The sequence below is a fragment of the Streptomyces fodineus genome (assembly GCF_001735805.1).
GTDB lineage: Bacteria > Actinomycetota > Actinomycetes > Streptomycetales > Streptomycetaceae > Streptomyces > Streptomyces fodineus.
On sequence record NZ_CP017248.1, the window covers coordinates 4016655 to 4032061 of the forward strand.

11 protein-coding genes and 2 pseudogenes are annotated in these 15407 nt (G+C 70.9%); 2 read left to right on the forward strand and 11 right to left on the reverse strand.

What is annotated here, in order from left to right:
* Positions 1–69 precede the first annotated feature (69 nt).
* The gene (locus tag BFF78_RS16540) at positions 70–756 is read left to right on the forward strand and encodes a hypothetical protein (protein WP_159033016.1); all 687 of its coding nucleotides are present in this window, start codon (positions 70–72) and stop codon (positions 754–756) included.
* 312 nt (positions 757–1068) lie between these two features.
* Here BFF78_RS16540 and BFF78_RS16545 read toward each other — a convergent pair whose 3' ends face one another.
* From BFF78_RS16545 to BFF78_RS16575, 7 genes are all read right to left on the reverse strand, one after another.
* Positions 1069–2352, reverse strand: a complete 1284-nt coding sequence (locus BFF78_RS16545) for a thymidine phosphorylase (RefSeq protein ID WP_069779074.1) — start codon at positions 2350–2352, stop codon at positions 1069–1071.
* Positions 2353–2425: 73 nt separating this feature from the next.
* The gene (locus tag BFF78_RS16550; protein WP_069779075.1) at positions 2426–2830 is read right to left on the reverse strand and encodes a cytidine deaminase; all 405 of its coding nucleotides are present in this window, start codon (positions 2828–2830) and stop codon (positions 2426–2428) included.
* A complete protein-coding gene (locus tag BFF78_RS16555) occupies positions 2827–4113 on the reverse strand; it encodes an ABC transporter permease (RefSeq protein ID WP_069779076.1) in 1287 nt (428 codons plus the stop codon). Before BFF78_RS16555 ends, BFF78_RS16550 begins: the two co-directional genes overlap by 4 nt.
* Complete coding sequence (locus BFF78_RS16560) at positions 4113–5237, reverse strand: ABC transporter permease (RefSeq protein WP_069779077.1); 1125 nt, start codon at positions 5235–5237, stop codon at positions 4113–4115. The genes BFF78_RS16555 and BFF78_RS16560 overlap by 1 nt, the downstream gene beginning before the upstream one ends.
* The gene (locus BFF78_RS16565) at positions 5234–6760 is read right to left on the reverse strand and encodes an ABC transporter ATP-binding protein (protein WP_099054883.1); all 1527 of its coding nucleotides are present in this window, start codon (positions 6758–6760) and stop codon (positions 5234–5236) included. Before BFF78_RS16565 ends, BFF78_RS16560 begins: the two co-directional genes overlap by 4 nt.
* Before the next feature lie 222 nt (positions 6761–6982).
* On the reverse strand, positions 6983–8044 hold the full coding sequence (locus tag BFF78_RS16570; protein ID WP_069779079.1) for a BMP family lipoprotein: 1062 nt from the start codon (positions 8042–8044) through the stop codon (positions 6983–6985).
* A gap of 276 nt (positions 8045–8320) precedes the next feature.
* Entirely contained in the window at positions 8321–9556 is a 1236-nt protein-coding gene (locus BFF78_RS16575) for an amidohydrolase (RefSeq protein ID WP_069779080.1), read from the reverse strand.
* 177 nt (positions 9557–9733) lie between these two features.
* On the opposite strand from BFF78_RS16575, the pseudogene BFF78_RS16580 reads away from it, so the two are divergent.
* Positions 9734–10473, forward strand: a pseudogene (locus tag BFF78_RS16580) (class I SAM-dependent methyltransferase).
* 79 nt (positions 10474–10552) lie between these two features.
* Here BFF78_RS16580 and BFF78_RS16585 read toward each other — a convergent pair.
* From BFF78_RS16585 to BFF78_RS16600, 4 genes and pseudogenes are all read right to left on the reverse strand, one after another.
* A complete protein-coding gene (locus tag BFF78_RS16585; RefSeq protein ID WP_069779081.1) occupies positions 10553–11704 on the reverse strand; it encodes a hypothetical protein in 1152 nt (383 codons plus the stop codon).
* A gap of 44 nt (positions 11705–11748) precedes the next feature.
* Positions 11749–12687, reverse strand: coding sequence for an N-acetylneuraminate synthase family protein (locus BFF78_RS16590; protein ID WP_069779082.1), 939 nt, complete (start codon positions 12685–12687; stop codon positions 11749–11751).
* Between the two features lie 13 nt (positions 12688–12700).
* A complete protein-coding gene (locus BFF78_RS16595) occupies positions 12701–13930 on the reverse strand; it encodes an N-acylneuraminate cytidylyltransferase (protein WP_069779083.1) in 1230 nt (409 codons plus the stop codon).
* Positions 13931–13947: 17 nt separating this feature from the next.
* Positions 13948–15278: pseudogene (locus tag BFF78_RS16600) on the reverse strand (DUF6716 putative glycosyltransferase).
* Between the last annotated feature and the right edge of the window lie 129 nt (positions 15279–15407).

Here is a 15407-nt window from a genome sequence, read left to right on the forward strand (position 1 = left end):
CTTGTTGAGTAGCTGCGCTGAGTACGAGTGCTCAGGTGCCGTCCGCGCGCTCGTCGCAGGATGCCGTCCATGACACGAGGACCGCATCCCCAGGCCGTGCACCCGGCCACCGTCGAGGCCCGACGCCGCCGGACGAGACGGACGCCGGCGGTGGTGGCCGTGGCCCTGGCCGGTACGGCGGTGCTGGGCGTCGGGCTGGCCCGGTTCGGGCTGCGGATCTGGGAGGGCACGCCGTTCCCGGTCGCCGATCCCGCCGTCACGGCCCAGCGACTGGACCAGCGCACCGTGCAGGCGTACGACGCCCTCGACCTGCCGCAGGCGAAGCTGGACACCGAGTGGACCGGGGGCGGGCGGACGGCGCAAGCCTACGGGTGCGAGTACCGGGGGCTGAGCCATCTCGGGGACCAATTGAGCGACTCACCTCCGAATGTGCCCGGGGTGGTCACCGTCAGCACCGAATGGGCGCTGAAGGGGGTCACCGAGGACGCCGGCCAGGCGGCGCTGCGCCGGGCGCGGGCCGCCTTGCGGCGGCAGGGCTGGCGGGTGACCACGTACACGAGTCGCAATCACTCCATCAGCCTGGAGGCGACCCCGCCGCACAGCGACGCACGCGTCGGCCTCGACACGTACCCGGGCGGCCGGCTCGCCCTCTCCGCCTCCGCGGGCTGTCTGCGCTATCCCAAGGGCACCCCCGTCGACGAGAGCGGGGACGTCCCGCTGCCGCCCCAGCGACTGCCGGGGCGGCTGCGCGGCTGATACCCCGGCGCCCGTCGGAGATCACATCGACCGGCTCCCCCGCCACCGCCAGGGTGGGCCGCGTGACGGGGGTGCCGAGCGGGTTCGCGGTGATCGCGGTGGTCATCGGGGCGGGCCATGTGCTCGGGCGGCGCGGGACGCTCGGCACGCAGGGCGGCGAGGTGCTGGGCCGGCGTGCTGGTGGCCGTGGCGGCGACGTTGGGGTGAGGGTCCGCCTCGTCCATGGGCCCATCCCCTACGCCGAACGGGACCGGCGGTGGTCCACCGGTCCCGTTCGGGCGTGCCGTCAGCGGCCGTTGGCCGCGGGGCAGGTCAGGCGATCCGCTCCAGCACGACCGGCGTCGCCGGGAACTCCGTGCCCGGGGCCGCGATGTCGTAGGAGCCCTCGACCGCCTGCAGGGCGTACTCGAAGCGCTCCGGGGTGTCCGTGTGCAGCGTCAGCAGGGGCTGGCCCTCGGTCACGGTGTCGCCCGGCTTGGCGTGCATCTCCACGCCTGCCGCCGCCTGCACCGGGTCCTCCTTGCGGGCGCGGCCGGCGCCCAGGCGCCAGGCGGCGATGCCGATGTCGTAGGCGTCCAGCCGGGTGAGGACACCGGAGGAGGGCGCCTTCACCACGTGCTGCTCGCGGGAGGTGGGCAGCACGGCGTCCGGGTCGCCGCCCTGGGCCGCGATCATCCGGCGCCAGACGTCCATCGCCGAGCCGTCGGCCAGGGCCTTCGCCGGGTCGGCGTCCTTGATGCCGGCCGCGTCGAGCATCTCGCGGGCCAGGGCGATCGTCAGTTCCACGACGTCCGCCGGGCCGCCGCCCGCCAGGACCTCCACCGACTCCCGGACCTCCAGCGCGTTGCCGGCCGTCAGGCCCAGCGGGGTCGACATGTCCGTCAGGAGGGCCACCGTCTTCACGCCGTGGTCGGTGCCGAGGCCCACCATCGTCGTCGCCAGTTCCCGGGCGTCGTGCAGGGTCTTCATGAAGGCGCCCGTGCCGACCTTCACGTCCAGGACCAGGGAGCCCGTGCCCTCGGCGATCTTCTTCGACATGATCGAGGAGGCGATGAGCGGGATCGCCTCCACCGTCGCCGTCACGTCCCGCAGCGCGTACAGCTTCTTGTCCGCCGGGGCCAGGCCGTCGCCCGCCGCGCAGATCACCGCGCCCGTGGTGTCCAGGACGTGCAGCATCTCCTCGTTGGAGAGCAGGGCACGCCAGCCGGGGATCGACTCCAGCTTGTCCAGGGTGCCGCCGGTGTGGCCGAGGCCCCGGCCCGAGAGCTGGGGGACGGCGGCGCCGCACGCGGCCACCAGCGGGGCCAGGGGGAGCGTGATCTTGTCGCCCACGCCGCCCGTCGAGTGCTTGTCCGCCGTCGGGCGGGACAGGGCCGAGAAGTCCATGCGCTCGCCGGAGGCGATCATGGCCGCCGTCCAGCGGGCGATCTCGCGGCGGTTCATGCCGTTGAGCAGGATCGCCATGGCGAGCGCGGACATCTGCTCGTCGGCGACCTCGCCGCGGGTGTACGCGTCGATGACCCAGTCGATCTGCTCGTCGGTCAGCTCGCCGCGGTCCCGCTTGGTGCGGATCACGGAGATGACGTCCATGGCCATGGCTGATGGCTTCCTTCCGGGAGGTGCGAAGTGTGCGGCCCCCCTGCGAGCGGGACAGGGGGGCCGTACGGCGTTACTTGGTGAGATGGTCCGGGCCGAAGGCCTGGGGCAGCATCTCGGCGAGCGGGAGGACGCCCTCGGGGGTGTCCAGGAGGAGGTCGGGGCCGCCGAACTCGTACAGCAGCTGGCGGCAGCGGCCGCACGGGACCAGCAGGCCGCCGGTGCCGTCGACGCAGGTGAAGTGCGTCAGACGGCCGCCGCCCGTGCGCTGCAGGTCCGAGACCAGACCGCACTCGGCGCACAGGCCGATGCCGTAGGAGGCGTTCTCCACATTGCAGCCGGTGACCGTGCGGCCGTCGTCGACCCGTGCCGCCACGCCGACCGGGAAGCCGGAGTAGGGGGCGTACGCGTGGGACATCGCCTCCCGCGCCACCTCCCGCAGCGCCTCCCAGTCGAACTCGGCGGCCTTCTGCGTCACTTGCCCTGGCCCTTCCGGTAGCGCATGCCGTCCGCCTTCGGCATCCGCAGGCGCTGCGCCGACAGGGACAGCACCAGCAGGGTGACGACGTACGGGGTGGCGCCCACGAAGTCGCTCGGGACCTCGTCGGTGACCAGGTACCAGAGCAGGACCAGGGCGGCCACGATGAGGCTGATCGCGCCCTGCCACAGCGACGTGCGGTACAGCTTCCAGCCTGCCAGGACCACGAGCAGGATGACCAGCAGGAGCAGCAGCGCGTGGACGGTCGTACCGCCGTTGCGCAGCTGGAGGGCGTCGGAGTAGCCGAACAGGCCCGCGCCCATCGCCAGGCCGCCCGGACGCCAGTTGCCGAAGATCATCGCCGCGAGGCCGATGTAGCCACGGCCGGCGGTCTGGCCTTCCAGGTAGGTGTGCGAGGTGACCAGCGCGAGGAAGGCGCCGCCGAGGCCGGCGAGGCCGCCGGAGACGGCCACGGCCAGGTACTTGTACTTGTAGACGTTGACACCGAGGGACTCGGCGGCCGTCGGGTTCTCGCCGCAGGAGCGCAGCCGCAGACCGAACGGGGTGCGCCACAGCACCCACCAGCTGCCGACGAACAGCACCGCGGCCAGGATCGTCACCACGGACAGGTCGGTGACCAGCCCGCCGATGATGCCCGCGAGGTCGGAGACCAGGAACCAGTGGTGCTGCTCGAGCGAGTGCAGGCCGCTGGACAGGCCGGGCACGGTGACCTGCGGCAGCGAGCCGACCGGCGGGGACTGCTTGGGGTTGCCGCCCGCGTTGGCCGCCGAGCCGCCCGCGAAGAACAGCTTGGCGAGGTACTGGGTGGCACCGAGCGCGAGCAGGTTGATCGCGACACCGGAGACGATGTGGTCCACGCCGAAGGTGACGGTGGCGACGGCGTGCAGCAGGCCGCCCAGGACACCGAAGCCGATGCCGCACAGCAGGCCGAGCCAGGGGCTGGACTGCCAGCCGACCCAGCCGGCGCCGAAGGTGCCGAGGATCATCATGCCCTCGAGGCCGATGTTGACCACGCCGGACCGCTCGGACCACAGACCGGCGAGACCGGCGAGACCGATCGGCACGGCGAGGCCGAGCGCGGCGCCGACCTGCCCGGCGGAGTCGAGCGAGTTGGAGCCGGTGATCATGCGGACGGCGGCCAGGAGCAGCAGGGCACCGGCGACGATCACGAGGATCTGGCCGAGGGAGCGGCCCGAGCGCTGGGAGGCGCCCGCCGCCTTGGGTGCCGCGGGCGGCGGCGTGTCGGTCATCGTGGCAGTCATCACGCCACCTCCTGCTTCTTCGTCGCGGCGGCCTGGGCGGCGAGTTCCGCGCCGACCTTCTGCTGCTGGCGCTTGAGGCCGTAACGCCGTACGACCTCGTAGGCGATCACGACGCAGAGGACGATGACGCCCTGGATGACGCCGAGGATCTCCTTGTCGTAGCCCTGGAACTCCAGGTGGTTGGTGGTGCGCTCCAAAAAGCCCCAGAGCAGGGCGCCGAGCGCGATGCCGATCGGGTGGTTGCGGCCGAGCAGGGCGATGGCGATGCCGGTGAAGCCGATGCCGGCCGGGAAGTCGCTGCTGAACGCGTAGGAGTCGTTGAGCAGGGTCGGCATGCCGATGAGACCGGCCACCGCACCCGAGATGATCATGCTGGTGGCGACCATCTTCTTCACCGACACACCGCTCGCGGAGGCCGCGCTCTCGGACTGGCCGACGGTGCGCAGGTCGAAGCCGAACCGGGTGCGGCCGAGCACGAACCAGTAGGCGATGCCGACGACGGCGGCGAGGAAGATGAAGCCCCACAGCTCACCGGCCGGGCCCATGTCGATGTTGAAGAAGTGCGAGGACGACGGCAGCGGCTTGGTGGAGACGACGGTGCCGCCCTGCTCCAGCTGGGCCAGCTTTCCGGGCTGCAGCAGGTAGGCGATGATCGCGGTGGCGATCGAGTTCAGCATGATCGTCGAGATGACCTCGCTGACGCCCCGGGTCACCTTGAGGATGCCGGCGATGGCGGCCCACAGGGCGCCGGTCGCCATGGCGCAGATGAGGATCAGCGGGATGGCGAGCCAGCCGGGCACGGTCAGCGCGCCGCCGAGGACGGCGGCGAAGAACGCGGCGAGCCGGTACTGGCCGTCGACACCGATGTTGAACAGGTTCATCCGAAAGCCGATGGCCACCGAGACACCGGCCAGGTAGTACGTCGTCGCCTTGTTCAGGATGTAGACCTGGCTGTCGCTGGCGAAGCCGTAGGTCACCATGTCGCTGAACGCGTCGCCGGGGTTCTTGCCGGTCGCGAGGATCACCAGGGTGGTGACGACGAGTGCGGCGACGACCGCCAGCACCGGTGCGGCGAGGCCGAGGAACAGCCGCTCCTTGTCGATCCGTGAGGTCAGCTTGTTCATCGCTCGTCGTCCTCTGTGTGCTCCAGGTGGCCGGTGGCCGCACCCGTCATGGCGGAGCCCAGCTCTTCGGGGGTGATGGTGGCGGGGTCGGCGTCGGCGACCAGACGGCCGCGGTACATCACCCGCAGGGTGTCGGAGAGCCCGATCAGCTCGTCCAGGTCCGCGGAGATCAGCAGCACGGCCAGGCCCTCGCGGCGGGCCTCGCGGATGTAGTCCCAGATGGCCGCCTGCGCGCCGACGTCCACACCGCGGGTGGGGTGGGCGGCGATGAGCAGCTTGGGGTCGTGGCTCATCTCGCGGCCGACGATCAGCTTCTGCTGGTTGCCGCCGGACAGCGAGGCCGCGGTGACGTCGATACCGGGGGTACGGACGTCGTAGTCCTGCACGATCCGCTCGGTGTCGGCGCGGGCGGCCTTGATGTCGAGCAGCCGGCCACGTGCGTTGGGCTTCTCGGTGACGTGACCGAGGATGCGGTTCTCCCACAGCGGTGCTTCCAGCAGCAGGCCGTGGCGGTGGCGGTCCTCGGGGATGTAGCCGATGCCGCCCTCGCGGCGGTCGCGGGTCGGGGCGTGGGAGATGTCGGTGCCGTCGAGGGTGATGACACCGGCGTCCGGATGGCGCATGCCCATGATCGCCTCGACCAGCTCGGACTGGCCGTTGCCCTCCACACCGGCGATGCCGAGGACCTCGCCCTTGTGGATGGTGAAGGAGATCTGGTCCAGGATGATCCGCTCGATGCCCTCGAGGTCGGTCTGCGCGAGGTGCAGCCCCTCCAGCTTCAGCATCGGGACGTCCGTGACGGTGGACTCCGCGGTCTCCGGGGTGGGCAGCTCGGCGCCGACCATCAGCTCGGCGAGCTGCTTGGGGGTGGTGCCCTGCGGCGAGACCGTGCCGACGGTGGTGCCGCGCCGGATGACGGTGATCTCGTCGGCGACCGAGAGCACCTCGCCCAGCTTGTGGGAGATGAAGATGACGGTGAGGCCCTCGGACTTCAGCTCGCGCAGGTTGTCGAAGAGCGCGTCGACCTCCTGCGGCACGAGCACGGCCGTCGGCTCGTCGAGGATGAGGGTCTTGGCGCCGCGGTAGAGGACCTTGAGGATCTCCACCCGCTGGCGGTCGGCGACGCCCAGCTCCTCCACGAGCACGTCCGGACGGACGTTCAGGCTGTAGGCGTCCGAGATCTCCTTGATCTTGGCTCGGGCCTTGCCTCCGATGCCGTACAGCTTCTCCGCGCCGAGGACGACGTTCTCCAGCACGGTGAGGTTGTCGGCGAGCATGAAGTGCTGGTGCACCATGCCGATGCCGCGGGCGATGGCGTCGCCCGGGTTGTGGAAGGTGACCTGTTCGCCATTGACCGTGATGGTGCCCTCGTCCGGCTGCTGCATGCCGTAGAGGATCTTCATCAGGGTGGACTTGCCGGCACCGTTCTCACCGCACAGGGCATGGACGGTGCCCGTCCGGACCGTGATGTCGATGTCGCGGTTGGCGACGACGCCGGGGAAGCGCTTGGTGATGCCGCGCAGTTCGACGGCAGCGGGAGGGCTGGACGCGTTGATGGCGCACTCTCCTCGGGGAAAGGGGCTGCATGGGGGAGGTGGCGGGCGTCGGCGACGCTAGCGCGGCAACTCCGCGCTACACGCGTAGAGTTGACACATTGTTATGGCTCGGCGAGGGGGCTTGCGGAAGGCGCCCCCGCGCCGAGCCCAGGTCCCTCGGACCGGCCTCAGGGGCCGGTCCGAGTCAGATCACGGGTTGGTGCTGGTCTTGACCTTGATCTGGCCGGAGACGATCTTCTGCTTCGCCGCGTCCAGCTTGGGCTGGATGTCGGCGATGAAGCCGCCGCTGGTGGCCAGCGAGACGCCGCCCTTGGCCAGCGAGTAGACGTTGTTGCCCGTCAGCGGCTTGCCGTCCTTGACGGACTTGATGAAGTCGTACACACCGACGTCGACGTTCTTGACCATCGAGGTCAGGATCGAGCTCTTGTACTGGGCCAGACCCGGGATGTTGTACTGGTCGGAGTCCACGCCGATGGCCCAGGCGCCCTTGGCGCCGTGCACGGCCTCGATCGCGCCGTTGCCGGAGGAACCGGCGGCCGTGTAGATCACGTCGGCGCCGTTGTCCAGCATGCCCTGCGCGGCCTCCTTGCCCTTGTCGGGGCTGGTGAAGCCGGAGGTGTCCTGGCCGTGGCCCAGGTACTGGCTGGTGACCTTGACCTTCGGGTTGGTGTCGTGCACGCCCTGGATGTAACCCGCCTCGAACTTCTTGATCAGCGGGTTGTCGAGACCGCCGATGAAGCCGACCTGGTCCTTCTTGGTCTTCAGCGCGGCGGCGACACCGGCCAGGTAGGAGCCCTGCTCCTCGGTGAACGTGATGCTGTCGACGTTCTTGGCGTCCACGACCGAGTCGACGATGCCGAAGTTGGTCTTCGGGTACTTCGCGGCGATCTTGGTCACGGCCGGAGCGTAGGAGAAACCGACGGCGACGATCGGGTTGTAGCCCGCGTCCGCCAGGTCGGACAGCCGCTGCTCGCGGTCGGCCTCGGTGTCGGAGGTCTTGGCGGTCAGCTCCTTGATGGAACCGCCGAACTCCTTCTCGGCCTTGTCGGCACCGCGCGCGGCGGAGTCGTTGAAGGAACGGTCACCACGGCCGCCGACGTCGTAGGCGAGACCGATCTTGACACTCTTGCCGCCGCCCGAGGAGGAGGACGAGGTGGTGTTGTCGGAGGACGTGCTGCCACACGCGGTGGCAGTCACGGCGAGTGCTGCGGTGGCGATGCACGCAGCAGAAAGCTTGGCTACCCGGCGCACGGGAGGCTCCTTCACCTGACCTGAGCGCCGTCTCGGCGCTTGATGTGAGCACCATGCCAGTGCTCGAGCCGAAACGCCCCGGCGGCGTCGGCTTCGCGGCATCGTAACGCGCGTAGATGTCGCAAAAAACCCTCTCGCGAAGCCGTTATCGATTCGAGGCAAACAGCATCTGAACTCGGTCTCTCGTCCCTCTCATGGCGGTGTTGCAGCCCGTGCACGAATGGCTTGCGAGCGTGTTGCGCCGGTCAGGGGAACGGCCCCCGCGGGGCCGCGTGGTCAGCCCTGTACGCCGTTCGGCTCCAGAAACGCCGCCGCCGTGAACATCTCCACGCCGACCGTGATCGCGTGCTCGTCGGCGTCGAAGTCCCCCTGATGCAGATCACGCACCGTGCGCTCACCCGGCCGGCGCACGCCGAGGCGGGCCATCGCACCGGGCACATGCTCCAGATACCAGGAGAAGTCCTCGCCGCCGAGGCTCTGCTCGGTGCTCTCGACGGAGTCCCGGCCGCGCCGTGCGGCCATCGCCCGGCGCAGCAGGTCGGTGGACTCGCGGTCGTTGACGACCGGCGGCACCCCGCGTACGTAGGTGATCTCGGACTTGGCGCGGTGCAGGGTGGCGACCTCGTCGATGGCCGCGTGCACGATGTCGGGGGCCTCCCGCCAGGCCTCCAGGTCCAGACAGCGGATGGTCCCGGACAGCTCGGCGTGCTGCGGGATCACGTTCGGCGCGTGGCCGGACTCGATCCGGCCCCAGGTGAGGACGAGGCCGGCGCGGGTGTCGACGCGGCGGGCGATCACGGCGGGGACGTCCACGGCGACGCGGGCGGCGGCGGTGACCAGGTCGGTGGTCAGATGCGGCCGGGCGGTGTGGCCGCCGGGTCCGTCCAGCGACACCTCCAGCCGGTCGCAGGCGCTCGTGATCGCCCCGTGCCGCAGCCCGATCTTCCCGGCGTCGACCCTCGGGTCGCAGTGCAAGGCGAGGATCCGCCCGACCCCGGTCAGCACCCCGTCCTCGATGGCGTCCAGGGCGCCGCCGGGCAGCACCTCCTCGGCGGGCTGGAAGAGCAGCCGTACCGGCCGGGGCAGCAGTCCCTTGGTGTGCAGGTCGGCGAGGACCAGCCCGGTGCCGAGCACGACGGTCGTGTGCACGTCGTGACCGCACGCATGCGCCCGGTCGGGCACGGTCGAGCGGTACGGACAGTCACTCTTGGTGTCCGGGATGGGCAGGCCGTCGATGTCCGCACGCAGCGCCAGCAGCGGTAGGGCCGACCGCTCCCCCTCCGCCAGACCGATGTCGCACACGAGTCCGGTTCCCTTGGCGAGCACCCGGGGCCGAAGCCCGGCCTGCTCCAGCCGCTCCTTGATCGCGGCTGTCGTACGGAACTCCTGATTGCCCAGCTCAGGGTGCATGTGCAAGTCGCGACGGAAGGCGACGAGTTCGGCGTGCAGGGCTTCGCTCAGCGCGCCGGGGAGCACATCCCCCGCGAGGCCGGCCTCGGACTCTAGGGACATCAATTGCTTCACCCTCTGAAGGGTAGGACGCCCGGCTGGTCAACTACCCCTCGATCAACAAAAGTTCAGCCCGTTAGGGGAAGAAAATTGACCGGCGGACGCATGGCGGCGGACTCTGATGGGTAAAAAACTCGTTTCCTTCCACGCATACCACGCCTCACTACAGTCACGCTCGCCATGTCCACGAAGCGGACCCCGCCCGGGGCACCCCCTCCGCCGGTAGGGTCCGCATCCGCGACCGACGCGACAGAGAACTTCCTCACGGACGCGGCCGGGGGCTTCCTGCGCACCACCCGCGCCTCCTACGACGCGATCGCCAAGGACTACGCGGCCCGGTTCCCGGCCGGCGGCCGGCACCCCCTGGACCGCGCCTTGATCACCGCCTTCGCCGAGCTGGTCACCGCCCGCGGTACGGCCCCCGTGGCCGACCTGGGCAGCGGCCCCGGCGACGTCACCGCGCTCCTGGACGAGCTGGGCGTCCCGGCCTTCGGCGTCGACCTCTCCCCCGCCATGGTGGCCCTGGCCCGCGACACCTATCCCCTCCCCAACTGCGGTTCCACATCGGCTCGATGACGTCCCTGGACCTGCCGGACGCCACCCTGGGCGGCATCCTCGCCCTGTACTCGACGATCCACGTCCCCGACGCCCACCTGCCGGCGGCCTTCGCCGAATTCCACCGCACCCTGGTCCCCGGCGCCCCCGCGCTGGTCGCCTTCCAGTCCGGCCACGAACCGGGCCACCTCCATATGGCGGAACGCTTCGGCCATGAGATCGACCTCGACTACTACTGGCGCACTCCGGAGCAGATCACTCGGCTGCTGACGGAGGCCGGCCTGGAGCTGGTGGCGACGGTACGCCGGGAACCGGCCGGGGAGGAGACGCGGGCACGGGCGTTTGTGCTGGTCCGCAAGGCGTAGTCGCCGTTCCTGGTGCCGGTCTTCCCTCACCGCCGGACGCCCCCCGGCACCGGGACATCCCCCGGCGCCCATGGAGGTCCTAGGCCATGCTCACCGCAGCCAGCCGGTGTACGTCGCGCGCCGTCCCCGTCACGCCCGACAGGAACCCCTGGGCTCGTGGCGACGCGGTTTCCGTCAGCCAGGAGGGGTCGATGTCGCACACCGCGACCCGCACGCCCGTGCCCACCAGGGCCAGCGGCAGGGTGTGGACGACGGTCGACGGGAAGCTGAGGACTGTACGGCCGATGGGGCCCCTGCGGGCGATCAGTTCGAGGGGGAGGTCCGGGCGGACTATCTCCAGGCCGGTCTCGGCGGCAAGGCGGTGGAGTTTCTCCGCGCTCTCCCTGCGGTGCGCGAAGTAGCGGGTCGCGCCGTGGGCCCTGGCGAGGGTGCGGACGGCCTGCAGGTAGCGGTCGCCGTCCACGACTCCCGTTTCCACCAGGGACGTTCCCACCATGTCCGCGGTCTTGGTGATGCGCGGCGGGCCGAAACGGGCGCGGGTCCAGGAGAAGTCGTTGGCCGTGACCGTCACTCCGTCCGGCGTCTCCGTCACCGGCATGGAGGAGAACACCTCCACGCGGCGGCGGGCGCTCGGCGTCAGGCGGCGGCGGGCCGAGGAGGAGACCGGGGCGAACAGCAGGTCCCGCGCGCCGGGGCGACCGCCCTTGCGGTGCCAGCGGACCAGACGCTCACCCCGGGCCAGCTGGGCGACGAACTCCATCGTCGCCGTGCCGTCGTCGACGACCACCAGGTCACGCGCCCGGGTGATCGTCAACAGCAGCTGTACGTAACGCGAGAAGGGGTCTCCCATGACGATCCGGTCGGCTCTTCGCAACGAGCCCGCCAGGCCCCCGATCGTCGAGAACGGCGCCGCCGTACCGCCCCGCGCCTCCTCCCAGCGCACCCGGTACCCCTCGTCCCGGGCCAGGTCCGCCATGCGGCGCAGCTGGCCCCGGCTCATGGGGTCGGTCGGGGACAGGACGACGACCGTGAGGTCCGCACCGGTCGGCGGTGGCCCCTCGGTCACCGTCCGCCGTACCTGCGCGGGCACGGACGGCAGGGGCTCCGACTGCTCCGCGCCGCGCAGGCCCCGCAGATGCGCCCACTCCAGTACGTTCAGCAGCTGGACCGGGCTCTCCACGAAGGCGAGCGTGCGGGGAGGGTGGCCGGCATGACCGGCGCGGGGGCTCATCGGCGTACGACCGTCCCGTCGTAAGGGGCTCAGGCAGCCGGGGATCAGACCGTGACCGGCTCGCCGGCCGCGGCCGCGATCTCCGCCTCGGCGACGACGCCGGTGACGCGGCGCAGCTTCTTCATCGGGCCCAGCTCGGAGTCGTAGACCTTCTTGACGCCGTCGCCCAGGGACGCCTCGATCACGCGGATGTCGCGGACCAGGCGCTCCAGGCCCTGCGGCTCCACCGACGCGGCCTGGTCGGAGCCCCACATGGCGCGGTCGAGGGTGATGTGACGCTCGACGAAGGCCGCCCCGAGCGCGACCGCGGCGAGGGTGGTCTGCAGGCCCGTCTCGTGGCCGGAGTAGCCGATCGGGACGTTCGGGTACTCCTTCTCCAGCGTGTTGATCACGCGGAGGTTCAGCTCCTCGGCCTTCGCCGGGTACGTCGACGTGGCGTGGCACATGAGGATGTTGTCCGAGCCGAGGACCTCGACCGCGTGGCGGATCTGCTTCGGGCTCGACATGCCGGTGGAGAGGATGACCGCGCGGCCGGTCGCGCGCAGGGCGCGCAGCAGCTCGTCGTCGGTCAGGGAGGCGGAGGCCACCTTGTGGGCGGGGACGTCGAACTTCTCCAGGAAGGCGACGGCCTCGGTGTCCCACGGGGAGGCGAACCAGTCGATCCCCTTCTCCTTGCAGTACTCGTCGATCTGGCGGTACTCGTCCTCACCGAACTCCACGCGGTGGCGGTAGTCGATGTAGGTCATCCGGCCCCAGGGGGTGTCGCGCTCGATGTCCCACTGGTCGCGCGGGGTGCAGATCTCCGGGGTGCGCTTCTGGAACTTGACCGCGTCACAGCCGGCCGCGGCGGCCACGTCGATCAGCTTGAAGGCGTTCTCCAGCTCACCGTTGTGGTTGATGCCGATCTCGCCGCAGATGTAGACGGGACGGCCGGGGCCGACCTCGCGCGAACCGAACGTACGCAGACGGGAGTTGGTGCTCATCAGGGGGATGTCCTTACTTGGGGAGGGAATCGAGAGAGGGGCCGAGGATCCAGCTGGCGATCTCTCGGATCGCGCCGTCACCGCCGGGGACGGTGGTGACCGCGCGTGCGGCGCCGCGTACGACGTCGTGAGCGCTCGCGACCGCCACGGGCCAGCCGACGAGGGCGAAGCACGGCAGGTCGTTGACGTCGTTGCCGACGTAGAGCACGCGCTCCGGCGCGATGCCCTGCTCCTCGCACCACTGCTTCAGCGCGAGGTCCTTGCGGTCGATGCCGTGCAGCACGGGAAGCTTGAGCTTCCGGGCACGGGCGGCGACCACAGGGTTCTGTTCCGTGGACAGGATCAGCATCTTCAGGCCGCTTCTGCGCAGGGCCGCGATGCCGAGTCCGTCGCCGCGGTGCACGGAGACGAACTCCCGTCCGTCGGAGTCGATCAGCACCCGGTCGTCGGTCTGGGTGCCGTCGAAGTCGAGGACTACGGCGTCGATGTCGTCGTAGGCCGGCAGCGAACCGGGGCGGTCCGCGTCGAACAGGGGGGCCAGCGCGCGGGCGCGGGCCAGGTCGTGCGGGTCGTCGATCTCCAGCACGCGCGCGGGGTCGGTGCGGACGAGCTCCGTGCGGCCGAAGAAGCGGTGCTGGTGCTTACGGAAGCCGGTCGCGTCCATCGCGTAGGCGGCGCCGGTCTCCAGGAAGTCCTGGGGGCGGTCCTGGCGGCGCGGGCGGAAGGACTTGTCGTGGTTGACCCCGACGCCGCCCTCGGACTCGGCGTCGGCCTCCCGCCAGATGAAGCCGTGGAACGGGGCCACGGTCACCGCCGTGTCCGCGCCGTTCTCGACGACGGCGCCGGCCACCCCGTCGATGTCCTCGCGGACGATGAACGGGCTGGTGCACTGCACGAGCAGGACCACGTCGACGGCCGCGCCGTGCAGCGCCTCGTGGGCGTCCATGGCGTGCAGGACCGCGGCCTCGGAGGTCGCCGTGTCCCCGGCGATGGCGGCCGGGCGCAGCACGACCTCGGCGCCGGCCTCGCGGGCGGCGGTGGCGATGGCCTGGTCGTCGGTGGAGACGACGACGTCGGTCACCAGCCGGGTCGCCCGGCACTCGCGCACCGCGCGGGCCACCAGCGGGATGCCGCCGACGGGCGCGAGGTTCTTCGCGGGCACGCCCTTGGAGCCGCCACGCGCGGGGATCACCGCGAGCACCCGGCGCACGGTCGCGCCCTGTCCCGCTTCCGAGTTGGACATCCGATCTCCTTGAGAGGTCACAGCTCCCCCATCCGGCGGATCACCGGGGCGACCCGCTGCACGCCGTGGCGGTAGGCGCCACGCGCGGCGCGGCGCACGATCTGGCGGACCGGTCCGGGCTCCTTGTCGGCGGCGGGCGCGCCGGGCAGCGGGACGCCGTCGGGGCCGAGGTGGTGCCGGGCGAGGATGCCGGGCAGATAGCCGGGCGCGGTCTCGGGGGTGTAATAGGGGTTCAGGGGCGGCAGGCCGCCGGGGCGGTCGAGCAGCTTGGCGATCCGGTCGCGAGCGGCAGCGAAATAGGAGTCGTACGACCCTCCCCAGAGGGGGTACCCCCAGCGGCCACGCCCTGCCGGGCGACCCACTGCGCGTCCGGCGCCGGCCGGTGACCGGCGTCGAGCTGGTCCCAGGAGGCGAGGCAGCCGGAGCCGGTGAAGTGGTGGTTGCCGAGCACCTCGCGCACGCCCAGGTCGGTCAGGATCACCGTGGGGATGCGGCGGTGCAGGGCCTCCAGGGCGGCCGTGGAGCTGACCGTGACCAGCAGGTCGGTGCGGTCCAGCACCTCGCCCATGTGGCCGTACACCAGACGGAAGTTGGCGGGCAGGTCCTTGCCCTGCGCCAGCTTCTGGTACGGCAGTTCCTCGATGTGGGTGGTGTGTTCGCCCGGCTTGGAGCGCAGCTTCAGCAGCACCTCGCGCTCGGGGTGCTTGCGGGCGTGCTGGATCAGCCGGTTCAGCAGGTACGTACGGTCCTTGCGGCTGTCCGGGACGGACGGCTGGGCCGCGAAGACGACCGTGTACGGCTCGTGTTCACCGGTGTACGGCGCCCCGCCGAGGAAGGGCAGCGCGACCTCGGTGACCGAGTCGGCGTCGGCGCCGACGCCCTCGTACACGGCCCGGAACCGGTCCGCGTCATGGCGGGAGTTGGCGAGGACGAGGTCCGCGCCGTGCCGCAGCAGCAGTCCGTCGGTGAGCTTCTCGTAGACGACACCGACGTAACCGGTGACGACGACGGGACGCTCGCCGGCCCCCGCCCAGGTGGCGCGCAGTCCGTGCAGCATGGCCTGGACGCCGCCGCCGACGAGCGCGAGGATGAGGACGTCGTAGGACGACTCGGCCATCACACGCAGGAACTCGACGCCGGTGACCTCGCGGAGGGAGTCCGCCCGGACGCCGACCTCCTTCAGCTGGCGGGCTGTCGGGGTGGCGCGCCCCCGCAGGAGGTAGCCGTCGAGCCGGATCTCGGCATCCGTGGGGGCGAGGCGCTGCGCGGTGAGCGCGCCCCACTTCCACCGGGTGTCGGAATCGGCGAGGACGGCAACCCGCAGGGACTTCGTAGCACTTGCTGGCACGCCGAAGACGCTAGGAAGGCATTCCGAGGTTCGGCCCAACCTGAATACAACAAACGGTTAACAGCGCACCGCCGAATGGCGAATCGGGCCGCGAAGGCAGGGGAAAAGAGTCCGGTTCACAGCTTCGCC